The organism is Catonella massiliensis, from assembly GCF_016651435.1.
Classification (GTDB): domain Bacteria; phylum Bacillota; class Clostridia; order Lachnospirales; family Lachnospiraceae; genus Catonella; species Catonella massiliensis.
Genome location: NZ_JAEPRJ010000001.1, coordinates 595950 through 622810 on the forward strand (window position 1 = coordinate 595950; position 26861 = coordinate 622810).

Sequence of the window (26861 nt, forward strand, 5' to 3'; positions counted from 1 at the left end):
TATGATTACAAACAGACCGAAGGGAACCCAGGACTGGTTTGGGGAAAATATGTGGAAACGCACCAGGATAGAAGCTATAGCAAGAGAGCTTTGCTCTGCTTACAATATGGGAGAGATAATTACTCCTGCATTTGAACATACGGTATTATTCAACAGAAGCGTGGGCGATACTACAGATGTAGTACAAAAAGAAATGTACACCTTTAAGGACAAGGGTGACAGAGAAATAAGCCTTAAGCCCGAAGGAACAGCGGGAACTATAAGGGCTTATCTTGAAAATAATCTCTATGCGCTTCCACAGCCTATCAAGATGTTCTACTTTACACAGGCTTTCAGATATGAGAGACCGCAGAGTGGCAGGCTTAGACAGCACCACCAGTTTGGAGTGGAGTTTGTAGGTTCTCCCGAGCCTATAGTTGAGGTTGAGCTTATTACCCTTATAAGCGAATTTATTAAAAGAATTGGCTTAAAGGATGTAAAGCTTCACATTAACAGCATAGGTTACGGAAAGTGTAGAAAGGATTACAATGATGCCCTTGTGAACTATCTAAAAGACTATGAAGATGAGCTTTGCGATGATTGTAAGGTGAGGATGAAGAAGAATCCTTTAAGAGTAATTGACTGTAAGGTACCAAGCTGTAAGGCTATAGTCGAGAAGGCTCCAAGGACAATCGACTTCCTTGATGAAGAGTGTAGGGAGCATTTTGAGAAATTAAAGACTATGCTAAGTGAGCTAGGCATCCCTTATGAAGTAGATACGGGGATAGTAAGAGGGCTTGACTACTACACTAAGACAGTATTTGAATTTGTGGATAAGGATGGCTTCACCCTCTGTGGAGGCGGAAGGTATGACGGACTTATCAAAGAAATAGACGGTAAGCAGGATATTCCTGCGGTTGGATTTGGTATGGGTATCGAGCGTATACTTTATTTTCTTGATAAAGAGGGAGTAAACCTCGGTGAAATGCCTCATCCTAAGCTATATGTGGGTGTAATGGGTGATGAAGTTAGAGGCAGGGCTTTTGAAATAGTTACAAGGCTTAGAAATAAGGGTATTATCGTGGAAACTGATTATCTCGACCGTTCGGTAAAGGCACAGATGAAGTATGCGAATAAGCTTGGAGTAGACTTTGCTGTGGTTATTGGTGAGAATGAGATAGAGAGTGGTGTAGTTATGCTAAAGGAAATGGAGACAGGGACCCAGACTGAAGTAAATCTAAAGGATTTGGAAGCAAAGTTTATTTGCGGATAAGGAGATAAGAATATGATGGGCAGAGACGGAAACGTGATGGTTTGGGATTCTGAGAGGCAGATATTTAATGAGCTTACTCCCACGGAAATCCTGACATACTTACTTCCTGACGGCAACTTGGAATGCCAGCTTTTCTTAGGCTGGCTGCCTCAGGTTAAGAGTGTTTTTCTTTATAGACGCAAAAGGATGGAAATAGTATTTGTGGACGGAATGACATATAATATTCCCAATATGCCTTATTTATATGATAAATTATTTTCAATGAGGCATGGGATTTAAGATATATCGAAACTTAGCCGAGTAATGGGCTTAACAAAACTTTATAAAAAGAGGATGAAACAATGGCAGAATCAATGAAGGGTATGAAAAGGACCCACAGATGTACTGAGCTTAGCAAGGCTGACGTGGGTAAGATGGTTACGGTAATGGGCTGGGTCGCTAAATATAGGAATAAGGGAGGTCTTATTTTCATAGACCTTAGAGACCGTTCAGGTATCTTACAGCTTGTATATGAGGAGCAGGACTGCGGAAGTGAAGTATTTGAAAAGGCAGCAAAGCTTCGTAATGAGTATGTTGTTGCTGCTACAGGAGTAGTAACCGAGAGAACAGCTGTCAATGAGAATATACCTACGGGTTATATAGAGATAAGAGTTAAAGAAACGAGGATACTCTCTGAGGCAGAGACAACACCTTTTGAGATAGTAAACGACCTTAAGACCAAGGAGGAATTAAGACTTAAATACAGATATCTTGACCTAAGAAGACCTGATATGCAGGAGAAGCTTATGCTAAAGAGCAGGGTGCTCCGCCTTATGCGTGACTTTATGGCAGATGAGGGATTTTTAGAGATAGAGACTCCTATTATGTGTAACTCTACTCCTGAAGGGGCAAGAGATTACCTTGTACCTAGCCGTGTAAATCAGGGATGTTTTTACGCTCTTCCACAGTCACCACAGGTGCTTAAACAGCTTCTTATGCTTTCAGGCTTTGACAGATATTTCCAGATAGCAAGATGCTTTAGAGATGAGGACCTTAGAGCTGACAGACAGCCTGAATTTACTCAGGCAGACATGGAGCTTTCTTTCGTAGATGTAGATGATGTGCTTGATGTAAATGAGCGTCTTATAAAGCATATTATGAAGGAAACAAAGGGCATAGACATAGAGCTTCCTCTTCCTAGGATGAAGTGGAAGGATGCAATGAATGACTATGGCTCAGACAAGCCTGATACAAGATTTGAGATGAAGCTTGTAGACGTATCTGAGGTAGTAAGGGGCTGTGGTTTTGGAGTATTTACTTCAGCTCTTGAAATGAAAAACGGAAGTGTAAGAGGTATCAATGTAAAGGGACAGGCAGCTATGCCTCGTAAGAAGATTGATGCGCTTGTAGACAAGGCTAAGGGCTTTGGTGCCAAGGGACTTGCATATCTTGCTGTAAATGAAGACGGCACTTACAAGTCATCTTTCTCAAAGTTTATGACAGAAGAAGAGCTTGATAAGCTTGTTCAGGCTATGAAGGGTGAAAAGGGAGACTTACTTCTTTTTGCAGCTGACAAGACTTCCCTTGTATGGAATATCTTAGGTGCACTCAGACTTGACCTTGGCGAAGAGCTTGGACTTATAGACAAGAGTAAGTTTAACTTCCTTTGGATAGTGGAATTCCCTCTTCTTAGCTGGAATGAGGATGAAAACAGATTCCAGGCTGAGCATCATCCTTTTACTGCTCCTATGGAAGAAGACTGGATAAATGCGGACACAGATCCGGGTAATATTAGAGCAAAGGCTTATGACATAGTATTAAACGGATATGAGCTTGGTGGAGGTTCTGTAAGAATATACCAGGATGATGTACAGGAGAAGATGTTCGAACTCCTTGGCTTTACTAAGGAAGAGGCTCATAACAGATTCGGCTTCCTCCTTGATGCCTTCAAGTACGGAGTGCCTCCTCATGCAGGACTTGCTTATGGAGTGGACAGATTTGTAATGCTTCTTGCAGGGGCTGAAAATATAAGAGAGGTAATAGCCTTTCCTAAGAATAAGGATGCAATGGACCTTATGCTTGGTTCACCGGGCAGGGTTGATACAAAGCAGCTTGATGAACTGGGAATTGAGATTAAAGCAAAAGAAGATTAGTTATAAATATATCATATTTTAAGATTGCGGATTGATTATAAGGCTGAACAGGATGTTTAGTTAATAATAGGGAAATAAATGGTATATAGGTTATGAGGCTGTGTAGTGGCTATAGCCTATATACCAATTTTATTTTATGGGAAATTAATTAAGGAGAAAGCTATGAAAGTAGAAATAAGTGATTTTGGGAAAGCAAAAGATGGATCAGTAGTGAAATGTTATTCTCTTAGCAATGAGGGAGGAATGAAGGTAAATCTCTTAAATCTTGGAGCCATAGTAAAAGATATAATTGTACCTGATAAAAATGGAAGGTCTGTAGATGTAAACTTAGGCTACGATAATGTGGAAGGATATTATGATAATGCCGAGGCTCTGGGTAGCTTTGTAGGCAGAAATGCAAACAGAATCGGTGGAGCAAGAGTAAGCATAGACGGAGTTACCTATGAACTTGAAAAGAATGACGGAGAGAATAATCTCCACAGTGGAAGTGACCGCTCTCACTATATGATGTTTGACGCTGAAGTTTTTGAAGATGAATATGCTGTAAGAGTTAGATTTATGCGTACATTTAAGGATATGGAACAGGGATTCCCGGGTAAGGCAGAATTAAGCGTAACCTATACACTTACAGAGGATAATGAACTTATATTAGAATACAGGGGGGTATCTGATAAGGATACTGTTATTAATCCTACCAACCACAGCTACTTTAATTTAGACGGAGAGGGAGATATCCTCGGACACAAACTCTACGTAAATGCGGATAGGTTTACAGCTATAGGAGAGGATATGATTCCAACAGGAGAGCTCGTGGAAGTAGAGAGTACTCCTATGGATTTAAGAGTAGCTAAAACCGTGGGAGAGGGAGTTGACTCAGACTATCACTATATTAAGATTGTGGGAGGCTATGACCATAACTTTGTCTTAAACCATACTTTCGGTGAGATAGAAAAGGTGGCAGAGTTCTCCTCTGAAAAGAGCGGAATAACCATGGAAGTGATGACAGATTTGCCCGGAATGCAGGTATATACAGCCAATTTCCTTGAGAATAAGAAGGGAAAAAGGGGAGCTATATACGGCAGAAGGTCAGGCTGCTGCTTTGAAACACAGTATTTTCCTAATGCCTGCAATGAGAAAAACTTTGTATCAAGCATAATAAGTGCGGGAGAGGAGTATAGAAGCACTACAGTATTTAAGTTTATGGCATAAATTCATCTGTTGTTAAAAAACATTTAATATTGTTTTACAACACCGCCAAAATAGTGTAAACTGAATTTGTATTAGATAAATAAAAATAATATTGATTGGAGAAATGAAAAATATGAAGAAGCCCGTAATTGGAATTTCAGGAAGTCTTATAATTGACTCTTCAGGCAGCTTTGCAGGCTATAAGAGGTCTTATGTAAACAATGATTACATTCTCTCAGTGATTAAGAATGGGGGTATTCCATTTATCATTCCATTTAATGAGAATGAAGAAGTTGTTAAGGCACAGATAGAAATGGTAGATGGTCTGCTGCTTTCAGGCGGACAGGATGTAGCTCCTAAGAATTATGGAGAAGAGCCTACTCCAAAACTTGGCGATATTTTTCCTGAAAGAGATGACTTTGAATACGGTCTTCTTAAGGCTGCACTTGAAGCAAAGAAGCCTGTACTTGGCATTTGTAGAGGAGCTCAGATTATTAACACATATTTTAACGGAAGCCTCTATCAGGATCTTAGTTACATAGGAACGGAAGTACTTAAGCACAATCAGGAGAATTCTCCTTCAATGGTAACGCATTCAGTTATGATTGATAAGACTTCAAAACTCTTTGATATATTAGGCGAGGAGAATATAAGAGTAAATTCCTTCCACCACCAGGCAGTGAAAAAGGTAGGAGACGGTCTTACCGTATCTGCTAAAGCTCCTGACGGAGTTATTGAAGCCATTGAAAAGACTGATTATCCTTTCCTTGTTGCAGTACAGTGGCATCCTGAGATGTTACACCTGACAGTGGAAATGATGAATAAGTTATTTATACGCTTCATAAAGGAGGCTGCGAATGAATAAAAAAATGAAATTCTGGTCTATAGTGCTTCTTACAATCAACTCAATCATCGGTACCGGAATCTTTCTTTCACCGGGAGGAGTTACAAAGCAGGCAGGAAGCATGGCGCCTTTTATCTATATTTGTGCAGCTATATTTGCAGCAGTGCTGGCAGTAACCTTTGCAGCAGCAAGTAAGTACGTAGTTAAAAACGGTGCAGCTTATTCTTATGCAAGGGCAGCGTTTGGGGCCAATACAGGTATGTTCATAGGTGTAACCAGATATGTATCTGCAAGTATTGCCTGGGGAGTTATGGCTACAGGTGTAGTAAAGAATGCACTTTCAATAGCTGGAATGGACTCTAAAAATATGGTTAATGTGACCGTTGGATTTTTAGTGCTTATGCTCCTCTTATTTATTATAAATGTGAAGGGTACAGCTTTCTTGACGCTTATAAGTGACCTTTCTACAGCAGGCAAGATGGCTGCGCTTGCAATAACTATTGTTGTGGGTATTGTAATCATAGTTACAACGGGAGAAAACCATATTTCAGATGTAGAACTCCTTACCAATGCTGACGGAAGCCCGCTTATTCCTGCAATGGACGCAACTGTGTTTGTAACAGCCGTCATATCAGCCTTCTATGCATTTACAGGATTTGAGAGTGTAGCCTCTGGTGCAAGCGATATGGAAAATCCTGAAAAGAATCTACCGAAGGCTATTCCTCTTGCCATAGGTATAATTGCAGTAATTTACTTTGGTATCGTGCTGGTGGCAATGATGATAAATCCTGTTGCCCTTGTACAGTCAGAAGAGGTAGTGGTACTTGCTTCAGTATTTTCCAATAAGATTGTCAGAGGAATTATTGTTTTAGGTGCTCTTATTTCTATGTTTGGTATCAATGTAGCCGCTTCCTTCCATTCTCCAAGAGTATGTGAAGCAATGGCTAAAGATGGCATTTTGCCTGCCTTCCTTGGAAAACGTAATGCCAATGATATTCCTCTCAATGCATTCGTTCTTACAGCAGTCCTTGCGATTATTGTACCTATGTCATTTATGTATGATATGCAGGGAATAATGATAATTAGTGCAATAGCTAGATTTGCCCAGTTTATTATAGTTCCTCTTGGTGTTATTGTATTTTTTATGGGCAAGCAGAAAGAAGAGATTATCGATGCCAGAAAAAGTGTAATCACAGATGTGGTTTTCCCGGTAATTTCAGTTATTCTCACGGTTATTCTACTGTACAAGTTTAACTGGAAGGGACAGTTCTCGGTTACAGATGAAACAGGAGCTTCACGCATTAACTGGTATGCAATCATAGCTATGATAATAGGTTATGTAGTGCTTCCTGTAGCTGTATACGTTAATTCTAATTCAAAGAAAAAATAAGAACCGGAGGTAGTAGCAGTGAAAGGATTAAATACAAAGATGCTTCACGGTTATCCGGTAATTGACGGATATACAGGTGCGGCTTCCATACCTAAGTATCAGACATCTACGTTTGACCAGAAGAGCTGTTATGTAGATGGCAAGAAATACAGCTATACAAGATTCGGAAATCCTACAGTTATGGCACTTGAAAGTGCAGTAGCTAAGCTTGAAGGCGCTAAGCATGCCCTCGTATTTTCATCAGGTATGGCGGCAATAAGTAATGTGCTTATGCTTGCAGGAGCAGGAGGTCATGTAATCTTCCCATGCGAAGTGTACGGAGGTACCTTCCAGTTTGCAACAGAGGTTATGCCAAGGCTTAATATGGAGGTTTCCTTCCTAGACTATGACAATTTGGAATTAGTTGAAAGTACAATAAAGGAAAATACCAAGATACTCTACATTGAGACTCCGTCTAATCCTCTTCTTAAGGTGACGGACATAAGGAAGCTTGTAGAGATAGCTAAAAAGCATAAACTAATAACCATAGCAGATAATACCTTTATGACTCCTTTCTATCAGCGTCCTCTTGAACTTGGAGTAGACATAGTTGTAGAGAGCATGACCAAGTTCATAAACGGACATAGTGACGTGGTAGCAGGAATGATTGCAACCAACAGTGATGAATACATAGGATGTTTGGGACTTTTCCAGAAGAACTTCGGTGCTATCATGGGAGTAGAGGATGCCTGGCTTGTACTTCGTGGAATGAAGACTATGGGACTTCGAATGGAGAAGTCTGTGTCTAACGCAGCTGCTATCTCAGAGTTTCTTGCTAAGCAGCTAAAGATAAAGACAGTATATTATCCGGGAATACCGTCCTGCAGATACTATAAGATACAGATGAGTCAGGCAACATCAGGTGGAGCTGTTCTTTCTTTCAAGTTCCACAATAAAGAAGATATGGATAAGTTTGTTGAGAGAATTAAAATACCTATTTACGCAGTAAGCCTTGGAGGTGTTGAGTCAATTATTTCTCACCCTGCCACCATGTCACATAAATGTATGTCTAAGGAAGACAGACTAAAATACGGAGTCACAGATGAGATTCTTAGGCTTTCCTGCGGTATTGAGGATATTGAAGACCTCATCGAAGACTTAGAGCAGGCACTTGCAGACTAAATATTTGGCTTTTAAAACTAATATAAAAAAACGGAAAATTCCGCGTTTTCTTTTGGAAGACGCGGAATTTTTTTGGCTAATTGTCTATGAAATAAAATATCTAAGAGAGACTAAATGAGGTGAAATGGTTAATTTTTATATTTATTAACTAAGACTTCCCATACCTAAAATGGGATCCGTACCTTGAAAATTCAATACTTCAGCTACTAAAATAACGATTTATGCCACTACAGCCTCCGGATGGAGCGCATTACGCAGATATTCAGGTAGTCTTGCTTCAAAATCAGCAGTAAAAGCAGTCAATTGCTCATCACTGAGCTTTAAGATTACCTGAAGGCTTGCCATCAAGGCATCCATCAGGATGCCAAGTGATCTGCTGAAAGTAATGTCTGCCATTTCATCGACAAGGAAGAAGAACAACTCACCAAGGGTTCTCTGATCTTCATTTTGACGTTGCTCCATTGCAATTAACATATATCTGGTAAGCACAATTGCTACGTGGGCTGTTAGTGCATCATAGGATAAGCTATGGCATTCTCCAATAAGATTCAGCATAGATTTGCAGGTTTTGAAAAAAACCTCAATTTGCCAGCGTTTTCCATAAATACGGATAATCTCTTCTTCGGAAAGGGTAGTATCTGTGCAGATAAAAGCAAGCCAGTCCTTGCGATTAGCTTTGTTCCTTACACAAACAATCTTTGCCGGAATTGGATTCTCCTTTCCTACCATAACACAGACAGAAAGCAGATACTTTGATTTGCCACGGCGCTTTTTGTTCCGGGAATAAATCTCTTTGATATTCAGTTGCTCACCACAGTGTGAATACTTGATTCGACTGCTTTTCTTAATCATAGCAATTACGTCCATACCTTTTGAATGGATAGCTGTGATTTGAGCGGGGTTTGAAAACCAGGAATCAAAAAGGACATAATCAGCTTTCAGCCCTGCACTGAGAGCAGTATCCAACAGTGTCATCATTGCTTCAGGAGCTTTTGTCTGAGCAAGTTTACGCCTTTTACCTGCAAGGGTTCTGTTATCAAAGTGTTTTACAGGACCGATGATATTTGTATCTTTTGCAGATGCTAACAAGCAGCTGTTCACCGGGATAAGTGTATTTCCATCGCTCCAGCTTAAGGTAAGCATACGAAATCCTTTTTTGAAATGCATATCCGTGTGATCGAAAACCTTTGACCCCAGCTCAGTTTTCTTGCAGCTGGTGCGATTGAAAAGACTGTCATCAATGATGAAAACATTTTTCCTTTTATCATCTGTTAGGTTTTTGAGATCATTATTTACGATGTCAGCAGCAAGAAGAGAAGTAAAACGAAGCCAGTTTGTTTTTACCGAATTAAGGAAACGATAAAAAGTGTTCTTTGAAAAATCTTCCTTAAAAGAACCGGTACGTTGTTGCATATACATACTTCTTCCAACGAAAATGTTGCTGAGTTTGTAACGAAGCAAAGAAACAGGTGAAACACCTTTTTCTTTCATCCCATTACATCTGGCAATAAGCCTGCCAACATGATGTCTGGAAAAAAATCTTCGAACACAGTCAATTAAGTTATTCTCATCGAAATGATTTTGTGTTATACTGGACATGGCATAAATCTCCTTTGTACAATGGTTTCTTGTCAATTCCATTATACCAAACTGGGTAGGTTTATGCCATTCTTTATTGGCTGAAATATTGAATTTTCAAGGTTCAACACACCGTATTGGTGTGGGAAGTCTTAGTTATTAATTAGTTATGTATAACTTTATTTTTATTATTGTATTAAATCTATCTTGATGATATCATGAAAGAAAATTCTTTATCATAAATGGGGGATGGATGTATGGATTATATTGAAGTAAAATCTAATGGGACAATAGTGGCAAAAAAGGGTACAAATCCCAGAGTACCTTATAATCATCAGAAGGATGCAATGTCTAAACTTAGTCTGATTGATAAGGAAAAATCATTTAGTACACTTGTGGTTTTGCCAACAGGTGGAGGGAAAACTTATACTGCATCTACTTGGCTATTAAAAAATGCTATAGACAAAAACAAAAAGATAATATGGATAGCACATAGACAAATATTACTTGACCAGGCAGCTAAGTCTTTTCAGGAGTTTGCTTACATAGAAACTATGCCACATATAAATGAATTTACATACAGGATAATTTCGGGTTCTGCCGAGCATGATAGAAGTATTGATATTTCCGAAAAAGATAACATTCTAATTTTAAGCAAAGATAGTATAGGGAGAAATCTAGCGGTACTTGATAGCTGGCTAAAAGATGAGAAGGAGGTTTACCTTGTTATTGATGAAGCCCATCATGCAACAGCTAAAACATATAGAAAAATAATAAAATATCTAGAAGATAAGGTTCCTAACTTGAAAATCCTAGGACTCACAGCTACACCTTTTAGAACTGCAAAGGAAGAACAAGGACTTTTAGCCAAGATATTTAAGGATGGAATTGATCTATCCGGAAATACTGTAAAGGGTGATTTAGGTATAACCTATCAAATAGGACTAAAGGATTTAATTGGTTCGCGAATTCTGTCTAAACCGATTTTTGAATGTAAATATACTGAAGAAGACTTTGGTGTAAACCTTGGCTTGAACGCATTGGAGAGTATTCAAAGATTGGATGTACTGCCGGATGAGCTTGCTGAAGAAATTGCATCAAATGCTGCACGTAACAAGTTAATAGTGAATACTTATATTGAAAATAAAAATGAATATGGACAGACCATTGTATTTGCTGTTAATATCTGGCATGCGATTGCTTTAAGTAAATTATTCACCAAAGCAGGAATCAAATCAGATTATATTGTATCTTCTATTAAGGACAAAATTACCGGCGTTACTTTGTCCAGAGAGGATAATGAAAGAAAGCTTCAAGAATACAGGGATGGAAAATTACAGGTGCTAATCAATGTCAATATTCTAACGGAAGGTGTAGATTTACCACAAACTAAAACCGTTTTTTTAGCGAGACCAACGGTTTCGAAAATTTTGATGACCCAGATGATTGGAAGAGCTCTTCGTGGTACTGCTGCTGGTGGAACAGCAGAGGCTCACATAGTATCTTTTATAGATCAGTGGAATGAAAACATTGCGTGGTGTAATCCGGTTTCGTTATTTAATGGAGAGGGTGAGTTTAATGAGACTGAGACTGATAGAAATAAGTACCAAATTAATTTGATTGCAATTTCAAAAGTCGAAGAATTTGCAGCTATGCTTGATGATGCAATTGATACTTCAGCTCTTGAAAACATTCCATTTGTTAAGAGAATACCAATCGGAATGTATGCTTTTACATATTTGACAGCAGATGGAATGGATATAACTTATCAGGTAATGGTATATGATAGCACAAAAGATGCTTATAAAATGCTTATGGATTCATTGCCTGATTTATTTAAGGAATATGATGTAGATGAGGAGTATCCTAGCGAAGAATTACTAGAAGAACTTGAAGAACAATGTAGATCATCATATTTTTGTGGTGAAATGGTACCACCATATTAGGGTAGAGATATAATACATATTTTAAAATATTACGCTCAATTTGACGAAACCCCTCGGTTTTATACCTTTGATGATATTGATAAGAATAAACTTGATATTTCTATCATTGCTAAGCACATAGTGGATGAGGATATGGGACCAAGGAAGAAAAGTGAATATTTAGAAAGCATTTGGAACAACAATGATAATATTATGCTAAGGCTTTTCTTTGGAAGAAAGATATATTTTATTAAGCAGTTGGACCTTGAAATACTTAAAATTACTGATAAAAATATTTTTATTGAAGAAAATAATGTAAAATATGGTAAGCGTAGTATTGAAGATATGTCTCTAAGTGAAATTGGTAAGATTGCGCCGAATATTGAAAAAGAGTTGAGAGATAAAACCTTTGAAGCATCATTGAATGAAAAAGGAATGTATGAATGTGCGATTTGTAAAAGAGCATTTTCAAACAGAATACCTTTTCAGATAGACCATATAATACCAATGAATAAAGGTGGAAAAACTCTAGCAAATAATCTTCAAGTTCTTTGCAGACAATGTAATGGGTTAAAAAGCGATAATTGATAATTAAAACAAAGGTGGATACGAAATGGATGAGTTATTGTATGATATGCACACACTTGCAAGAATAATTATAGTTAATAATTTATCAGCTAAAGAAATCAGTAGATTTCTGTCAAATGTGTGGAATTATGAGGGGTTATATTTGCCTTTAAATTATAGATTTAATAAAAGAAAATTTTTGATTGATGTTTTAGATGAAGTAAGTTATTGGATAAATAAAAAAGATTTTGATAAAGAAATCCCCACTATAAATAATGATCTTCAGACTATTGGAAGTGAGATAAACTATTTTTCAGAAGAAGATTACTACAATTTGAGGTCATATTTTATGGAACTTAGGCTTATAATGATATTTCTTGGCACTAAAGACTATATCAGAATGAAGCTTAGAACTCTGCTACGTGAACATGGATATAAGAGGAGAACTGCGGGATTAAATGCATTTTTTAAACAATGTATGTATTTTTATCATATCGAGACATTTGTTAGAGGTGGAGTATTATGTGATTTAGAAGAGATTGCCTTAAATGATATGGTTATTTTCCGTGTCCTTAATAATCCGAGAGAATATATTGAGGCATTTGAAGAAGCGGAGGGGATTACTTGAAATGGAGGGAAATAGCCAATCAATGAAAAAAGTTACGGGTCTGCGGCGAGTTAAGCTTTATGCATGAGGGACGGCTGGCTAAATAGAATACTGTAACAAAGGACAAGGGTGGCTTAGCCACCCTATATTGGCACACGCCGTTCTGATTCTTAAAGCGCCATAATAACCTTCTTTGAAAGACCGGTAATTTCTGCAATCAGCTCATCCTTGAAGCCTCTTTTCTTCATATCTCCGGCAATTTTAATTTTTTCATTTTTAGAACCTAATTTTTCGCCACGCTCTTCACCCTCGCTAATCCACTCATCTCTCCATTTCTGTAAAGTTTCATCCATTTTTATGGTACCTCCTTCATCCTTTTTAAACCTGGCTTTAATTTCACTAGTGACCGGGAAATCAGCTTCATTATAAGCATCATTTGTGGTAAACACCTTCATAAGCTTTGCTAGCTTAGAGCCATCATCTACAGCTGAGTTTACATATATCTCAGTAAGACCATCTTCTATTATCTGCTCAGTTTCCATAACCACCTTCTTTACATGATAAAGTGGAAGATTACCCTTAAATAAATCAAAGGCTGAAATAAATATGATACAGACATCAGGTACAAACTCAAACTGTTTTCCAGCCTCTGTTACATTTGCAGTCAAAACTGAAGCGTTGTAACGGACTCTCTTTAGATGGTTGTCATCATTTGCTTTTTGAACTTCGATATTGATATACCGCCTATCTCCGGTTATACATTTGGCATCCAATATTACAGAGCGCCCCTGCAGATTCTTAATGTCGAACTGTTGCATGTTATCAGTAACAACCAGCTCAGAATCACCTAAGATAACTCTTAGGATTTCTTCACAGAATTCCTTATGTTCAGCCATCTTTCGAAACATAAGATCATCAATCGGGTTTAGTCCCCTTAAATACTCGTCTCGTTCTTTCTTTGTAGGCATATAGTCCTTTCTTTTCCTGGTTTGCTATAATGCCTCTATGGCTATTATAGCAGAAGAAGTTAAAATGTTAAATAGATTTTCCTGCTAAGTAGATTTTGATACTTAGCTAAAGAAGTAGGATGTGGTTACAATAATTAGAATTTCTTGATATCAGATATTGGTTTACATAGTATTTTAGCAAGAATTATCAGAAGCAGACTGTAGCAATCTAAGATAAATTAGCATCGAATACAGATAATAAACAAATAATACAATAAAAAGAATGATGCTTTAGGTGATTATTGCAACTCGCACCGACAATCATGATTATAAAGTAAAAAATAAAATTTGGCAACGGTAAAGTGCACAAAAATTAGAGAAAAAAGTATACAAAATAACCAAAGACTAAGCAAGTGTTTCAGGAGAATCGAAGTGGATGCCAGAGCTAGTCTGAAATTACCGCTAGAGCTATTGCAAGTGAGATAATGCTTAGTAGAGCACATGTAGAAATGGCTCTACTATCCGTAGAATTGTACGAAAAAGGAACCAATACACTTATCTGAGTGTGTTGATTCCTTTCATATCAAATGGAATTAAATACTTTTAACACCAACATCATTCAATCTTACTTAGTTCCATAGATTCTATCTCCGGCATCTCCGAGACCCGGAAGAATATATCCATTTTCGTTTAGCTGTCTATCGACTGCACCAATGTAAATATCTATATCAGGGTGAGCTTTGCTAAGAGCCTCAACACCCTCAGGCGCAGCTATGAGGCAGAGGAAACGAATACTCTTTATTCCTCTTGCTTTGAGACGGTTGATTGCAGCTATTGCAGAACCACCCGTAGCAAGCATTGGATCGACTACAAAAATATCTCTTTCATCAGCATCCTTAGGAAGCTTGCAGAAATATTCCACAGGCTCTAAGGTTTCTTCGTTCCTATACATACCTATATGTCCTACTTTTGCGTTAGGTATGAGATTAAGAATACCATCAGCCATATGAAGTCCTGCACGAAGAATAGGTACAATACAAAGCTTCTTTCCTGCAATTTCCTTAGCTATTGTCTTCTCTAAAGGCGTCTCTATCAGCTTATCGGCAAGATGAAGATCTCTGGTTGCCTCGTAGCAAATGAGCATCGCTATTTCTGAAACTAAGTCACGGAATTCTTTAGTTGATGTATCCTTGACACGCATAATACCGATTTTATGCTGAATTAACGGGTGATCCATTACTATTACTTTTGACATGATATCCTCCTGAATATACTGGCTGAAATTTCCCAAACTACCTACTAAATTTTAATTCAATAAAGTAATAATTACAAGAGGATATAAGAAAATAAATTAAAAAGTGTATGTATTCTGCGAAGAGAGAGTTAATTTCTTAAGAAACTAAAGAAGAAGCTTCAAAATAAAAAATGATTCCCCGACAAGCGGGGAACCACTTAAGAAAGAACTAATATTACTTGTTGCCTGATGTGCTTGAGCTGCTTGTTGTAGCAGAAGTAGTGCTGCCTGTAGCAGAAGTAGTGCTTCCTGTAGAAGAAGTCTTGCTTCCTGTAGCAGAAGTATTTGCATTGCTTGTTGTTGAAGCGCTCTTATTTGCTGAAGCAGAAGTATTTGTAGTGCTTGTTGTTGTCTCTTTCTTTCCACATCCTGTAACAAGACCTGCTGTACCAACAGCAAGTACAAGAGCTGCAGCTAAAACTAATTTTGTCTTTTTCATTTTTTTAATCTCCTTTTTGTGTTTTTGTTATTTTCCTGTTTGAAAATTACAGTTATAATAAATAGCACTCTGAGAATAAAAAGTCAATAAAATAGATAAAAAATACACAGATTATTCACAAAATCCAATCAATAAAACTGTAATAAAAATAGCTGCCTGCAAGCATAAAACCTGCAGACAGCCTTCATAAGTCCATATCCCAACTATAATCAGTATAATTACTGTACAGGCTTAAGAGCTCCATCAATTTCAGCAAGAGCCTTAGCTCCACCCTCCACAGTAAAAATCTTGCTCTTATCGATTCCGGCTTCAATTAAGATACCGGTTGTCTTTTCAGCGCCTCTCTTACCTGAGTTACATACGATGTAGATGTTCTTTCCATCATTGAGCTTAGAAGTAGCGTACTCCTTCATAGCTGACTCAAGAGAAGTATCATCAAGAGGGAAGATTGGCTGCCACTCTGAACCTTCAACAGCACCCTTCTTGTAGTTCTCTTCTTCTCTTACATCAAGGATGTGGCTGTCTGTTACCTTTAATACATCAGCAGCAGGAATATACTGATATGCCACAGCAGAAGCAGTACTTGCAGTGGAAGTCTTAATTGTGCTATCGCTTTTGCTTCCACAACCTGTTATTGCACCTGTGGTACCAAGTGTAAGTGAAAGTGCAGCTACCAATGCGATAATCTTTGTTTTTTCCATTTTGAACTCCTTTACTCTCTTTTTCATTTACAAAATGTAACATGTACTTTTATCACGATAACTTAAATAAGTCAAATAGAAATGCGCAATAAAGAGGCATATTTATTATAAAAGCTTATAATCACAATAAGTTTTGATTATCATACCACTGTGAAATATATTCTTAAATATGAAGTGCTAAAAGTCATATATTGTACTCTTAAAAGTACAATATATGCGTATTTCAGGGCTTTTTATGTATTAAAAGATAAACATTATCAAAATTAGTTGACTTTAGATTGTGTGTAATCTATATTTAAGTCAAGAAGAAAAAACAACACTTAACAAAACTTATACACTAAGTGAAAGAGGTTAATGATGAGAGAAGAATGGAGCGGCTTTACACCGGGGATTTGGGAAAAAGAGATCAATGTTCGTGATTTCATTCAGAGAAACTATACCCCATATGAGGGAGACGATACCTTCCTTGTAGGACCTACTAAAAGAACCGAGGAATTGTGGGCTCAGGTAATGGATCTTACCCTTAAAGAGCGAGCTAAAGGCGGAGTGCTTGATATGGATACCAAGATTGTGTCTACAATCACTTCACACGGACCTGCATACCTTGATAAGGAGAAGGAAACTATAGTTGGTTTCCAGACAGATGTACCTTTCAAGCGTTCTCTTCAGGTAAACGGCGGTCTCAAAATGGCTATGAAAGCCTGTGAGAGTAACGGATACGAAGTTGATCCTCAGATAGTAGAGTTTTATTCCAAATATAGAAAGACACATAATGACGGTGTATTTGACGCATATACAGCTGAAATGAGAGCCTGCAGAAGCAGCCACATTATAACTGGTCTTCCTGATGCCTATGGAAGAGGCCGTATAATAGGAGATTACAGAAGAGTTGCTCTTTATGGTGTAGACAGACTTATCGAAGAGAAGAAGAAAGAAAAAGAGACAACAAGAACTACCATGTACTCCAATATCACAAGACTTCGTGAGGAGCTCTCAGAGCAGATTAAGGCTCTTAATGAGCTTAAGGAGCTTGGCAAAATCTACGGCTTTGATATATCAGGACCTGCTCGCGATACCAAAGAAGCTGTACAGTGGCTCTACCTTGCTTACCTCGCAGCAGTTAAAGAGCAAAACGGTGCAGCGATGAGTCTTGGTCGTACCTCTACCTTCCTCGATATCTATGCAGAAAGAGACCTTAAGGCAGGAAAATATACAGAAGAAGAGATTCAGGAATTTATCGATCACTTCGTAATGAAGCTTCGCTGCGTTAAATTTGCAAGAACTCCTGATTACAATGAAATCTTCTCAGGAGATCCTACTTGGGTAACAGAGTCAATTGCAGGTATGGGTATAGATGGAAGAACCATGGTTACAAAGATGAGTTTTAGATACCTTCATACTCTTTCAAACCTTGGTACCTCTCCTGAGCCAAACCTCACAGTGCTTTGGTCAGTAAGGCTCCCTGAGAACTTCAAGAGATTCTGTGCTAAGACCTCAATCCAGTCTTCATCCATTCAGTATGAGAATGATGATCTTATGAGGGTAACTCACGGAGATGACTATGCTATTGCTTGTTGCGTATCTTCTATGAGACTTGGCAAGGAAATGCAGTTCTTTGGAGCTAGAGCAAACCTTGCAAAGTGCCTCCTTTACGCTATAAACGGAGGAGCAGATGAGGTTAGTGGTAAGCAGGTTGGACCTAAGTTCCGTCCTATTACAGGTGATTACCTTGAGTTTGACGAGGTTTGGGAGAAGTTTAATGACATGATGGAATGGCTTGCAGGAGTATATGTAAACTCACTCAACATCATTCACTATATGCACGATAAATATTGCTATGAGAGAATCCAGATGGCTCTTCATGACAAAAATGTACATAGATGGTTTGCAACCGGTATTGCAGGACTTTCAGTTGTTGCGGATTCACTATCAGCTATCAAATATGCTAAGGTTAAGGTCATCCGCAATGAGGCAGGACTTGCAGTTGATTACGAGGTAGAAGGCGACTTCCCTAAGTATGGTAATGATGATGACAGAGTAGATAATATTGCCTATGATGTAGTTGACATTTTTATGGGCTACATAAAGAGAAACCATACCTATCGTGATAGTGTACCTACAACATCAATACTTACAATCACTTCAAATGTAGTTTATGGACGTGCAACAGGCTCTACACCTGACGGACGTAAGAAGGGTGAAGCGTTTGCACCTGGAGCTAACCCAATGCACAGACGTGATACCCACGGTGCTATGGCAAGTCTTAGCTCAGTTAGCAAGCTTCCGTTTAAGGACGCACAGGATGGTATTTCCAATACTTTTTCAATTATTCCTGATGCACTCGGCAAGGGAGACAAGATATTCTTTGGTGATTCGATTGAATTTGACAATAAATTTGCTTGTGCCTGCGATGAGCCTAATGTCATTGTTCCTGAGGGAGAATAAAGCAGTCTTTCAGGTATACGGATACCTGTTGATGAATAAAAAGAACAGTTAATTAAACCAACCCTGACTTTGCAGATGTCTGTGGAGCATAAGGGGTAAAAACGGTCTGTAAAACAGACAAAATGAAAGGAGAATACTATGTCAGTTAGTGAAGCTCAGATTGATAACCTTGTAAACCTTATTGATGGTTATGCAGAAAAAGGTGGACACCACCTCAATGTAAATGTATTTACTAAAGAAACCCTGCTGGATGCTCAGGCACATCCTGAGAAATATCCACAGCTCACCGTTCGTGTGTCAGGATATGCAGTAAACTTTGTAAAGCTCACAAAGGAACAGCAGGATGAGGTTATCTCAAGAACCTTCCACGAAGGAGTTTAAGAAGTATAGGTGGCTGTCGCATTAAAGTATTGGTGTGACAGCCTTTTTTGGAGGCAGTTATGGGAAATGAAGAGATTAAGGGCAGGGTACATTCGATAGAGACCTTTGGTACTGTTGACGGTCCGGGTACGAGGTATGTGATATTTTTACAGGGATGTCCGATGCGCTGTAAATACTGCCACAATCCGGATACCTGGGACTTTGCAGGTGGTAAGGAAATGACTCTTGATGAGATATTTGCAGGATATTATTCTAAGAGAGAATTCTACAGAAAGGGAGGTATAACTTGTACAGGTGGTGAACCGCTTGGACAGCTTATGTTTGTAACCGCCCTTTTTAAGAGGGCTAAGTCGGAAGGGATACATACCTGTCTGGATACTTCAGGAATATATTATCCTCTTAAGCCTGCTAATAATGGAAAGACAGAGGAAGAATACCTAAGCAGCGGCGCTTACAAGAGTTACGAAAAAAGATTGGCTGAATTTGAAGAACTTTTTAAGGTAACGGACCTGGTTCTATTAGATATAAAACACTCCGATCCGGAGGGACATAAGGAGCTTACAGCCAATTCCATTGAGCCTGTTTTAGCCTTTGCCAAGGCGCTTGAAGAACACAAAATTCCTATTTCAATCAGGCATGTAGTAGTTCCTGGAATTACCTTTAATAAAAAGGAGCTTCGGGGAGTGGGTGAAATTATGGCGGGACTTAACAATGTAGTTGGCCTCGAGGTACTTCCTTATCACACAATGGGAGTAAATAAATATCAAGAACTGGGAATGGAATATCCTCTTAGCGGAGTGCCTAGTCTATCCAAAGAGGAGGCAGCTGCCGCAAAGAATATCATACTTTATTCTATGCAGGAAAAAAGAAAAAATGATGGCAGGGAGTAATTCGCAGTCATCATTTTTTCTTTATCAGTATTTTTTAAAAATTTCTTAGTATGTATTAGTACTATTGCGAGGTAAGTAAAACATTGTTTAGCCTTCTCTAAACTTATCCTTATATTTCCTTGTAACTATGTAGTAACAAACTAAATGGCTTAAAAATGTAATTGTCCAAGTCACCGGATAAGATATGAATAGTATGTCAAGTGTTCTAAACTTCACGAATACAGTATATATCCATAATATTCTAAGTCCACAGGCACCTACCAGTGAAACTATCATAGGAAGGATGGAATATCCTATACCACGCATTGCGCCAACCATTACATCCATAAGCCCACACAAGAAATACATTGTAGATATAATGGACAGCCTTATAAGCCCATAGCTTATCACCTCAGCCTCATTATTGTAGGCAGAGAGCAGGAACTTACCAAAGAAATAAGCGGAATTACCAAGTACAAGTCCTGTTATTGCAACTATTATCAGGCAGTTTATAAGCACCTTTTTTATACGCTTAAATTTCCCGGCACCGAAGTTCTGACTGGTGAAGCTTATGCAGGTCTGGTGCAAGGAGTTCATTGAGACATACACAAAGCCCTCTATATTGCTTGCAGCAGTGTTTCCAGCCATAACAGTTGAACCAAATGAGTTGACAGAGGACTGTATAAGTACATTTGATATTGAAAAGATACAGCCCTGTAGACCCGCAGGGAGCCCTATTTTCATAATATCAACGCATTTAGAAGGATTAATCTTAATTCTGTTAAAGTAAAGCCTGATTGCACCTGTTTCGTGCTTTAAGCAAAGCAGTATGAGAACACAGGAAACTCCCTCTGATATAACGGTTGCTATGGCAACACCTGCCACGCCAAGACTAAACACAGTGACAAGAAAAATATTGAGGAAGAGATTTATGACACCTGCTATAGTCAGATAATACAGAGGACGCTTTGTATCCCCGATAGCCCTTAGTATGGCAGCACCAAAGTTAAGTATGAGGTTAAGAGGCATTCCAAAGAACAAGATCCTCATATAAAGAGTGGACTGGTCGATGACATCCTTAGGAGTAGCCATCATCTCTAGAAGCGGGCGTGTAGCCACAATGCCAATGATGAGCAAAATGAGTCCGCCGACGATACCAAGCGCTATCGAGGTATGTACTGTCTCTGAAACTGCCTTATCATCCTTTGCACCCTGATACCTTGCCACAAGTACATTGGTTCCTATGGATAGTCCTATAAACAGGCTCACAAGCAGATTGATAAGTGAACCTGTAGAGCCTACTGCTGCAAGCGCCGTCTTTCCTGTGAATCTTCCTACAACTATTACATCAGCAGTGTTGAATAGAAGCTGAAGTATACCTGATAGCATTACAGGTATGGTAAATTTAATTATTTTGGTAGTAAGCGGACCTTCTGTCATGTCCATACGATAAGAAATTCTAGCTGTTTTCTCCGCCATGATATCTCCTTAGAATCAAATATGTATTGATATGAGTGCCAAATGCTTCTGACACTCTCATCACTTATCATTGAATGTTAACAATATTCGTATCCTTTAATTCTATTACAGACCCAAGATAAAGTCAAAGGCAATTAATCCTTCATTTACTTTGCGAAATTGAATAATAAAAGTTAATATTTATGAGATTTATATATAGATAATTTTAGAAAATGACATAATTCTAACATTAAATTCTGTAATACTAAGTGATAAGAGATAAATAGCATGAATAAATAGTGATTATTGGAGGGATATAATGTTTAGAATTGCCATCTGCGATGATGTTAAAGCAGTATGTGATGATTTAAAGAGTGTTATTTTAAGCAGTGATAAACTAAAAAATGGAGAATTACACATTGATGTATTTAATAATGGAATAGCTTTAATAGAAGAATTAAAAGATAATATACGATATGATCTTATATTTTTAGATATTGAGCTTGGAGAGATTAATGGTGTGGAGGTGGGGCATGTAATAAGGGATGAAATCGAAGATTATAATACTAAGATAGTATACATATCCGGCAAAAATAGCTACGATAGACAGCTCTTTGATGTACAGCCATTGACATTTATAAGTAAACCTATTGAGAAGGAAAAGGTTATCAAAGCTGTTCTTCTGGCACTTAAAATTTCAAATAGAGAAAATAAAACTTTCAAGTTTATAAGCTTTAAGAGTACTATAAAAGTTCCTTATTCGGAAATATTGTACTTTGAAAGCTATAAGAGAGAAATTAAAATAATCTGTGTAAAAGAAACCTATAGATTTTATGGGAAAATGGAGGAAGTAAAAAAACAACTGCCTGATTTTTTTATACAGCCTCACCGCTCGTATATAGTAAATTATGAGCAGATTAAACAATTCAAACCGGATGAAATTATTACTTTTAACGGGGACAGAATTCCTATAAGCCAGTCTAGGCGTAGAGCGATAAAGGAAATACAGATTAGGATAGAGAAAAAGAGGATGGAAGATGAGCTTGATTAATATTGTATTTGTAATAATTAATATCTTAGGAGTTTATACAGTATATAAACTTATGGGGTTATTTTGTGGTGTTGAGATGATAAAGAGTAAAAAAGCTCTAATCGTAATCTACTTTGTTTATTATTTATTAAGCTGTATGAATTTTATGTATATAAATATACCTCTTGTTCTACTGTTATTTAACCTTTTAATGTATTTTCTTATTAGCCTTAATTACAGTATAAGTATAAAAAAGAGGATAATGGCGGTTGTTTTCACATACCTGATTTAAAAATTGGGTGAAGTTTCATTTTTTATATCAGCAAACTATCTTTGGTTTAATATTTTTTTAAAAAATGATTTTAAGTCAATGTATATGGTTATAAGTGTAAGATTATGCACATATTTAGTGGTTATAATCTTAGACGGTTATATGATGACCAAAAGAGAAGAGAATGATATTCCTTTTTCCTCGTGGATAGGGATTGTGAGTGTGCCTATAGTTACGTTAGTATTATTGATTTTATTTTTGAATATTTCTACTCTTGATAATAAAATAGAGGTTATTTTAGCAGTAACTCTCATAGCACTGGTGAATATTGCAAATTACTTTTTATATAGCAGTACATTAAATATAATGAGAGAAAATAATAGAAAGGCTATAATTGAACAGCAAAATGAATATTACGTGAAACAGTTTGATTTGGTAAAAGAGAATATGAATAATGTAGAGAGACTTAAGCATGACATGAAGAATCATATATTTGCGCTTAAAACTCTTTATGATAATGAAGAAAAAGATGAATATGAAGGCTATGTTAATGAACTGTTAAAAGAAATGGAAGGCAGAAAAAATCTGGTAAATTCAGGAAATATTGTAGTTGACAGTATTGTAAATTATAAACTTTTAAGCCTAGGAGAGAGCGATATTGAACTTTTAGTGAATGCAAATATTCCTGATAAGATGGAAGTTTCAGATTTTGATTTAACTACGATACTTGGCAATCTACTTGACAATTCGGTAAGAGCAGTAAAAGAAACCAAAGAAAATAAATATCTGAGTATTGATATGCAGTATAAATCCGGAAGACTTATTATCCGGTTAGTGAATTCATATAAGCATGTAGAACAGATAAAAAACGGTAAGTATTTTATTTCAACAAAAAAAGATAAACATAAACATGGAATAGGTCTGCTAAATGTTGAAAGAACTGTTGAAAAATATAATGGAATGATAGATATGAAACTTGTAGATAACAGGTTTGAAGCAATGGTAATTTTATATTGTTGAGATTGCAAAAAAGTATACTGCTCTGATATCGACACAAATGGCGATATTGGAGTATTTTTTTGTGTTAATATATTTTCAAAATATAAGTTATTACATTTAAACCTATATTTCGTTACATTTTGGGCATAGAGCTTTTTAATAGTGTATAATGAAAACAGCTTAATAAATAGTGAATACTAGGAGGTGATTCCAATGGTGTAGTAAGAATTATTAAAGAATTGCAGTAAAAATCATATCAGAAAGCTTCCTGTATACTATAAATAGGTCAAGAGATTGACATAAAAAAATACCTCAAGTAAATTTAGATTATTACTGACCTGCCAGTTGGTAAAATCTAAAAAACACAAGAGGTATCTAAAATGAATATTAAAGGCACAAAGAAAAAAATCAAGTAGTAACAGCAAATATTTTTGAACAGCAGGAACTTTTGAAAAAATCGGAGGTGATTAAGGAAAATCTCACAGCTTCAACCTGGCGTGAGTTGGAAACCAATGGTAAGTTCGATAAAAATAAAAAACTCTCTTTTATCAGCGATGACATGCTTATCTTGGGATGTGATGTAGGCAGCGAAACGCACTATGTGAGAGCAATTGATACCAGAGGACGGGAACTCAGTAAGTCCGCATATTCTTTCAACAATGATTATGAGGGATTCCAGAGTGCAAAAGAATGGGCAGTAAAGATAGCTGCTGAACATGATAAGAGTCAGATAGTACTTGGCTTAGAGCCGACCGGTCACTACTGGTTCTGCCTTGCTACCTGGATGATTGCAAATGGAATCAGTGTTGTTCAGGTAAACCCTTATGCTGTTAAGCAGACAAAGGAGGTTGAAGATAACAGCCAGCTGAAGGATGACAGGAAGGATCCAAAACTGATAGCAAATCTTGTCAAGGATGGCAACTTTGGTATGCCATATCTTCCAGAAAAAATCTATGCTGAACTTCGTAGGTTATCCATGTTCAGAGACCAACTGAATGAAGACAGAATTCGAACAATCAACCGGATGCACAGGGAGATGAAGATATATTTCCCGGAGTATAAGGAAGCATTGGGAAAAGTCGATGGAGCATTTAGCCTTGAACTGCTGAAAGAGGCACCATTTCCGGATGAACTGACCGCACTTGGAGAAGAAGGGATAAGACAGATTTGGCATGCTGCTAAACTTAGAGGACGCGGGTACAGCAGAGCCAGAGAAATCTTACAGTACGCAAAAGCAAGTGTTGGGATTAAGGATGGATCTATTGCAAGCAAGACAGCTGTAAAGTGGTTCGTGCAGAAAATCATGGAACTGGATGTTGAACTTGCTGTTATAGAGAACCAGATCAACCAGAAATGTCATGAGATACCGCATACAGGTAACGTTCTGGAGATATCTGGGATTGGAGAAAATACACTTTCCGGTATTCTTGCAGAGATGGGAGATATTTCAAGATTTGATGATGTTAAGGAAATACAGAAATTAAGCGGATTAGGCCTTGTGGCATGCAGTTCAGGAAAGCATAAGGGAGAAACCAAAATCAGTCATAGAGGACGCAAACGACTCAGATATTGGTTATTCCAGGCAGCAAAGTCAGCAGTGGCCCATGTAGAGGAATTCAAAGAACTCCATATGTATTATACGACACGAGCCGATAATCCGTTGAAAAAGATGCAGTCATTGATTGTGATAGCCTGCAAGCTTCTGAGGATTATCTATACGATTCTGAATACTGGTACGAAATATGCTCCGAAGAAGATGTTGATGGACATCAGACGTCCGGAAAATAAGGAAGCTATTGTAGCGTAAAACAGTCGACAGCAAAATTTATTCCAGAGCCTTGCCGGGTGTCGGATTATTCCGAGATCGGGCAGGGTTCTGGAAGGAAACCCGATAACGATGGAGTGCTACAAGCGCTGCATCATCACAATGACCAGCAAAGCGAGGCAGGGTAAGCGTCCACGGAATATCCGTACCCTGCGGAGTAGGCAGGTCAGTAAAATCAAAAAACAAACAAGAGCTGTAGCTTGCAGTAGTTCTCTCCGTAGGGCATGACCCTGTTAGAAAGCTTAGCAGGCACTCGGTGTATGGACAGGTGGGACGAAGGAAGTTGGGATACGATCCCTTTAGACACGGAAGGTTCACCATCATAGTTAACAGAGTATTTATAGCCTTTATAAAGCAAAACAATGGGATGCTTTATAAACCACACTCTCTTTTAGCTGTTCAGTATAAAATACAATGACTGTCATACATTTTTTGCTCTGTTTTACGAGGTAAAAATTTAAAGAAAAGCCTAAAATTCAATGATTTAGGGCTTGACATTATAGGAAGGAAAACTTAGTATGAAAAGAAACATAATTCTAAAAACATTAGCTTTCTCACTTGCCATAACCTTATTGTCAATGCAAGGGGTTTTTGCGGCTGGTGCTGAAATCCCTAATAAGTTTAAGTTAGTGGAAATTACTCCGTCAGCAACTAGAAATGACGTGATAAGGTCATACGATACATATCAAGGAGAGGTAGTCATTGTTGAAGAAGTAGTAAAACTACTAAATGGTGCAAAAGCCTATTACATTGGGCCGGTTAAATTTTTAAGACGAGATGGGTGGTTTGGAAGATATAGGTACTTGGGAAAATTGAACGAGTTTAAGTTTATCAAAATGGTTAATCCAGATGGTACAGTTGTAACACCTACAAGCCATGATAATAAATATTAATAGTTACTAATTTGGAATGGTACTTAGTGCTGTTGCATTAAGGAAAATACTGTATATTATTACATTAGTGCAACAGCATAATATTACACTATTTACTTGAAAAGGAATGGAGGCTGTCATGAAGAAATTTATATTCAATTGGATGCTCCCGTTACTTTTAAGTATAATAATATGCTTTACAGTCTCTAGATTTGTCTTCATAGTTACAGTATCTACTTCATCTATGGATAATACACTAAATAAAGGAGATATTTTACTGGTAACACGTATAAATTTAGAGGAATTAGGCTATGGTGATATAATTGTTTTTAATCATCGTATATTTTATCCTAATGAAGCTGCTTATGACGAGAAATATGTGAAAAGACTTATAGGTTTACCTGGTGACGAGATTGATATTTTAAATAATCAGCTTTGTATTAATAATAAAATTATTAAGGAAACATACATATATGATGATGGAGATACTCGTATATTTAGCGGTGAGTTTTCTGTTCCTGATAATGAATATTTTGTACTAGGAGATAACAGAAATATCTCTTTTGATTCCAGATATTGGGAATATCCATATGTCAAGAAAGAGGACATTGTAGGTAAAGTAATTTTAAATTTTTCAAACCTAACATATTAAACGTTGTTTTTATTTGTATTTCTAAAATATGTTG

The 26861-nt window shown here is 37.4% G+C and carries 24 protein-coding genes; 18 read left to right on the forward strand and 6 right to left on the reverse strand.

Annotation, left to right across the window (positions count from 1 at the left end; translation table 11 throughout):
* Nucleotide 1: 1 nt before the first annotated feature.
* The 7 genes from hisS to JJN12_RS02585 all read left to right on the forward strand — a co-directional run bounded on the left by hisS (nucleotide 2) and on the right by JJN12_RS02585 (nucleotide 7967).
* Entirely contained in the window at nucleotides 2-1252 is a 1251-nt protein-coding gene (gene hisS / locus JJN12_RS02555) for a histidine--tRNA ligase (RefSeq protein WP_208428227.1), read from the forward strand.
* 12 nt (nucleotides 1253-1264) lie between these two features.
* Entirely contained in the window at nucleotides 1265-1531 is a 267-nt protein-coding gene (locus JJN12_RS02560) for a hypothetical protein (RefSeq protein WP_208428228.1), read from the forward strand.
* Between the two features lie 62 nt (nucleotides 1532-1593).
* Nucleotides 1594-3384 carry an aspartate--tRNA ligase gene (gene aspS, locus JJN12_RS02565; RefSeq protein WP_208428229.1) on the forward strand — a complete coding sequence of 597 codons (1791 nt, stop codon included), beginning with the start codon at nucleotides 1594-1596 and terminating at the stop codon, nucleotides 3382-3384.
* A 162-nt stretch (nucleotides 3385-3546) separates the two neighbouring features.
* Nucleotides 3547-4593, forward strand: coding sequence for an aldose epimerase family protein (locus JJN12_RS02570; protein ID WP_208428230.1), 1047 nt, complete (start codon nucleotides 3547-3549; stop codon nucleotides 4591-4593).
* Nucleotides 4594-4696: 103 nt separating this feature from the next.
* Nucleotides 4697-5437 carry a gamma-glutamyl-gamma-aminobutyrate hydrolase family protein gene (locus tag JJN12_RS02575; RefSeq protein ID WP_208428231.1) on the forward strand — a complete coding sequence of 247 codons (741 nt, stop codon included), beginning with the start codon at nucleotides 4697-4699 and terminating at the stop codon, nucleotides 5435-5437.
* Nucleotides 5430-6806 (forward strand): APC family permease, encoded by a 1377-nt coding sequence (locus JJN12_RS02580; protein ID WP_208428232.1) that lies wholly within the window; start codon nucleotides 5430-5432, stop codon nucleotides 6804-6806. Before JJN12_RS02575 ends, JJN12_RS02580 begins: the two co-directional genes overlap by 8 nt.
* A gap of 18 nt (nucleotides 6807-6824) precedes the next feature.
* On the forward strand, nucleotides 6825-7967 hold the full coding sequence (locus tag JJN12_RS02585) for a trans-sulfuration enzyme family protein (RefSeq protein WP_208428233.1): 1143 nt from the start codon (nucleotides 6825-6827) through the stop codon (nucleotides 7965-7967).
* 219 nt (nucleotides 7968-8186) lie between these two features.
* Here JJN12_RS02585 and JJN12_RS02590 read toward each other — a convergent pair whose 3' ends face one another.
* A complete protein-coding gene (locus JJN12_RS02590; RefSeq protein ID WP_208428234.1) occupies nucleotides 8187-9566 on the reverse strand; it encodes an IS4 family transposase in 1380 nt (459 codons plus the stop codon).
* Between the two features lie 236 nt (nucleotides 9567-9802).
* On the opposite strand from JJN12_RS02590, the gene JJN12_RS02595 reads away from it, so the two are divergent.
* The 3 genes from JJN12_RS02595 to JJN12_RS02600 all read left to right on the forward strand — a co-directional run bounded on the left by JJN12_RS02595 (nucleotide 9803) and on the right by JJN12_RS02600 (nucleotide 12665).
* On the forward strand, nucleotides 9803-11491 hold the full coding sequence (locus JJN12_RS02595) for a DEAD/DEAH box helicase (protein ID WP_328706783.1): 1689 nt from the start codon (nucleotides 9803-9805) through the stop codon (nucleotides 11489-11491).
* Between the two features lie 132 nt (nucleotides 11492-11623).
* Entirely contained in the window at nucleotides 11624-12058 is a 435-nt protein-coding gene (locus tag JJN12_RS14445; RefSeq protein ID WP_328706784.1) for an HNH endonuclease, read from the forward strand.
* A 25-nt stretch (nucleotides 12059-12083) separates the two neighbouring features.
* Nucleotides 12084-12665, forward strand: coding sequence for a hypothetical protein (locus JJN12_RS02600; RefSeq protein WP_208428235.1), 582 nt, complete (start codon nucleotides 12084-12086; stop codon nucleotides 12663-12665).
* 149 nt (nucleotides 12666-12814) lie between these two features.
* Here JJN12_RS02600 and JJN12_RS02605 read toward each other — a convergent pair whose 3' ends face one another.
* The 4 genes from JJN12_RS02605 to JJN12_RS02620 all read right to left on the reverse strand — a co-directional run bounded on the left by JJN12_RS02605 (nucleotide 12815) and on the right by JJN12_RS02620 (nucleotide 16025).
* A complete protein-coding gene (locus tag JJN12_RS02605) occupies nucleotides 12815-13612 on the reverse strand; it encodes an Rpn family recombination-promoting nuclease/putative transposase (protein WP_208428236.1) in 798 nt (265 codons plus the stop codon).
* Between the two features lie 604 nt (nucleotides 13613-14216).
* A complete protein-coding gene (gene upp, locus JJN12_RS02610; RefSeq protein ID WP_208428237.1) occupies nucleotides 14217-14846 on the reverse strand; it encodes a uracil phosphoribosyltransferase in 630 nt (209 codons plus the stop codon).
* A gap of 214 nt (nucleotides 14847-15060) precedes the next feature.
* Nucleotides 15061-15324: a hypothetical protein gene (locus JJN12_RS02615; RefSeq protein ID WP_208428238.1), complete on the reverse strand. Its 264-nt coding sequence runs from the start codon at nucleotides 15322-15324 to the stop codon at nucleotides 15061-15063.
* Between the two features lie 218 nt (nucleotides 15325-15542).
* Nucleotides 15543-16025 carry a rhodanese-like domain-containing protein gene (locus tag JJN12_RS02620; protein WP_208428239.1) on the reverse strand — a complete coding sequence of 161 codons (483 nt, stop codon included), beginning with the start codon at nucleotides 16023-16025 and terminating at the stop codon, nucleotides 15543-15545.
* A 357-nt stretch (nucleotides 16026-16382) separates the two neighbouring features.
* Here JJN12_RS02620 and pflB point away from each other — a divergent pair, with 357 nt between their 5' ends.
* From pflB to pflA, 3 genes are all read left to right on the forward strand, one after another.
* Nucleotides 16383-18470, forward strand: a complete 2088-nt coding sequence (pflB, locus tag JJN12_RS02625) for a formate C-acetyltransferase (protein WP_208428240.1) — start codon at nucleotides 16383-16385, stop codon at nucleotides 18468-18470.
* Between the two features lie 138 nt (nucleotides 18471-18608).
* Nucleotides 18609-18851, forward strand: coding sequence for an autonomous glycyl radical cofactor GrcA3 (gene grcA3 / locus JJN12_RS02630; protein ID WP_208428241.1), 243 nt, complete (start codon nucleotides 18609-18611; stop codon nucleotides 18849-18851).
* Between the two features lie 59 nt (nucleotides 18852-18910).
* Nucleotides 18911-19741: a pyruvate formate-lyase-activating protein gene (gene pflA, locus JJN12_RS02635; protein ID WP_208428242.1), complete on the forward strand. Its 831-nt coding sequence runs from the start codon at nucleotides 18911-18913 to the stop codon at nucleotides 19739-19741.
* Between the two features lie 87 nt (nucleotides 19742-19828).
* On the opposite strand, the gene JJN12_RS02640 is transcribed toward pflA, so the two are convergent.
* Nucleotides 19829-21199: an MATE family efflux transporter gene (locus tag JJN12_RS02640; protein ID WP_208428243.1), complete on the reverse strand. Its 1371-nt coding sequence runs from the start codon at nucleotides 21197-21199 to the stop codon at nucleotides 19829-19831.
* Between the two features lie 298 nt (nucleotides 21200-21497).
* Between JJN12_RS02640 and JJN12_RS02645 the strand changes: the two genes are divergently transcribed.
* The 5 genes from JJN12_RS02645 to lepB all read left to right on the forward strand — a co-directional run bounded on the left by JJN12_RS02645 (nucleotide 21498) and on the right by lepB (nucleotide 26827).
* The gene (locus tag JJN12_RS02645) at nucleotides 21498-22229 is read left to right on the forward strand and encodes a LytR/AlgR family response regulator transcription factor (RefSeq protein ID WP_208428244.1); all 732 of its coding nucleotides are present in this window, start codon (nucleotides 21498-21500) and stop codon (nucleotides 22227-22229) included.
* A gap of 412 nt (nucleotides 22230-22641) precedes the next feature.
* The gene (locus JJN12_RS02650) at nucleotides 22642-23499 is read left to right on the forward strand and encodes a sensor histidine kinase (protein WP_208428245.1); all 858 of its coding nucleotides are present in this window, start codon (nucleotides 22642-22644) and stop codon (nucleotides 23497-23499) included.
* Between the two features lie 427 nt (nucleotides 23500-23926).
* On the forward strand, nucleotides 23927-25285 hold the full coding sequence (locus JJN12_RS02655; protein WP_236013661.1) for an IS110 family RNA-guided transposase: 1359 nt from the start codon (nucleotides 23927-23929) through the stop codon (nucleotides 25283-25285).
* A gap of 536 nt (nucleotides 25286-25821) precedes the next feature.
* The gene (locus tag JJN12_RS02660) at nucleotides 25822-26196 is read left to right on the forward strand and encodes a hypothetical protein (RefSeq protein ID WP_208428246.1); all 375 of its coding nucleotides are present in this window, start codon (nucleotides 25822-25824) and stop codon (nucleotides 26194-26196) included.
* A gap of 118 nt (nucleotides 26197-26314) precedes the next feature.
* Nucleotides 26315-26827 (forward strand): signal peptidase I, encoded by a 513-nt coding sequence (lepB, locus tag JJN12_RS02665; RefSeq protein WP_236013663.1) that lies wholly within the window; start codon nucleotides 26315-26317, stop codon nucleotides 26825-26827.
* Nucleotides 26828-26861: the final 34 nt, after the last annotated feature.

What these genes read in the sequence shown, in the direction of transcription:
- hisS (WP_208428227.1), top strand. Translation starts at nt 2, where the DNA reads ATGATTACAAACAGACCGAAGGGAACCCAGGACTGGTTTGGGGAAAAT.
- JJN12_RS02650 (WP_208428245.1), top strand. Translation starts at nt 22,642, where the DNA reads ATGATGACCAAAAGAGAAGAGAATGATATTCCTTTTTCCTCGTGGATA.
- JJN12_RS02660 (WP_208428246.1), top strand. Translation starts at nt 25,822, where the DNA reads ATGAAAAGAAACATAATTCTAAAAACATTAGCTTTCTCACTTGCCATA.
- JJN12_RS02595 (WP_328706783.1), top strand. Translation starts at nt 9,803, where the DNA reads ATGGATTATATTGAAGTAAAATCTAATGGGACAATAGTGGCAAAAAAG.
- JJN12_RS02560 (WP_208428228.1), top strand. Translation starts at nt 1,265, where the DNA reads ATGATGGGCAGAGACGGAAACGTGATGGTTTGGGATTCTGAGAGGCAG.
- JJN12_RS02615 (WP_208428238.1), bottom strand. Translation starts at nt 15,324, where the DNA reads ATGAAAAAGACAAAATTAGTTTTAGCTGCAGCTCTTGTACTTGCTGTT.
- JJN12_RS02590 (WP_208428234.1), bottom strand. Translation starts at nt 9,566, where the DNA reads ATGTCCAGTATAACACAAAATCATTTCGATGAGAATAACTTAATTGAC.
- JJN12_RS02600 (WP_208428235.1), top strand. Translation starts at nt 12,084, where the DNA reads ATGGATGAGTTATTGTATGATATGCACACACTTGCAAGAATAATTATA.
- pflA (WP_208428242.1), top strand. Translation starts at nt 18,911, where the DNA reads ATGGGAAATGAAGAGATTAAGGGCAGGGTACATTCGATAGAGACCTTT.
- JJN12_RS02640 (WP_208428243.1), bottom strand. Translation starts at nt 21,199, where the DNA reads ATGGCGGAGAAAACAGCTAGAATTTCTTATCGTATGGACATGACAGAA.
- JJN12_RS02645 (WP_208428244.1), top strand. Translation starts at nt 21,498, where the DNA reads ATGTTTAGAATTGCCATCTGCGATGATGTTAAAGCAGTATGTGATGAT.
- aspS (WP_208428229.1), top strand. Translation starts at nt 1,594, where the DNA reads ATGGCAGAATCAATGAAGGGTATGAAAAGGACCCACAGATGTACTGAG.
- JJN12_RS02605 (WP_208428236.1), bottom strand. Translation starts at nt 13,612, where the DNA reads ATGCCTACAAAGAAAGAACGAGACGAGTATTTAAGGGGACTAAACCCG.
- JJN12_RS02575 (WP_208428231.1), top strand. Translation starts at nt 4,697, where the DNA reads ATGAAAAATATGAAGAAGCCCGTAATTGGAATTTCAGGAAGTCTTATA.
- JJN12_RS14445 (WP_328706784.1), top strand. Translation starts at nt 11,624, where the DNA reads ATGGGACCAAGGAAGAAAAGTGAATATTTAGAAAGCATTTGGAACAAC.
- JJN12_RS02580 (WP_208428232.1), top strand. Translation starts at nt 5,430, where the DNA reads ATGAATAAAAAAATGAAATTCTGGTCTATAGTGCTTCTTACAATCAAC.
- upp (WP_208428237.1), bottom strand. Translation starts at nt 14,846, where the DNA reads ATGTCAAAAGTAATAGTAATGGATCACCCGTTAATTCAGCATAAAATC.
- pflB (WP_208428240.1), top strand. Translation starts at nt 16,383, where the DNA reads ATGAGAGAAGAATGGAGCGGCTTTACACCGGGGATTTGGGAAAAAGAG.
- JJN12_RS02570 (WP_208428230.1), top strand. Translation starts at nt 3,547, where the DNA reads ATGAAAGTAGAAATAAGTGATTTTGGGAAAGCAAAAGATGGATCAGTA.
- lepB (WP_236013663.1), top strand. Translation starts at nt 26,315, where the DNA reads ATGAAGAAATTTATATTCAATTGGATGCTCCCGTTACTTTTAAGTATA.
- grcA3 (WP_208428241.1), top strand. Translation starts at nt 18,609, where the DNA reads ATGTCAGTTAGTGAAGCTCAGATTGATAACCTTGTAAACCTTATTGAT.
- JJN12_RS02620 (WP_208428239.1), bottom strand. Translation starts at nt 16,025, where the DNA reads ATGGAAAAAACAAAGATTATCGCATTGGTAGCTGCACTTTCACTTACA.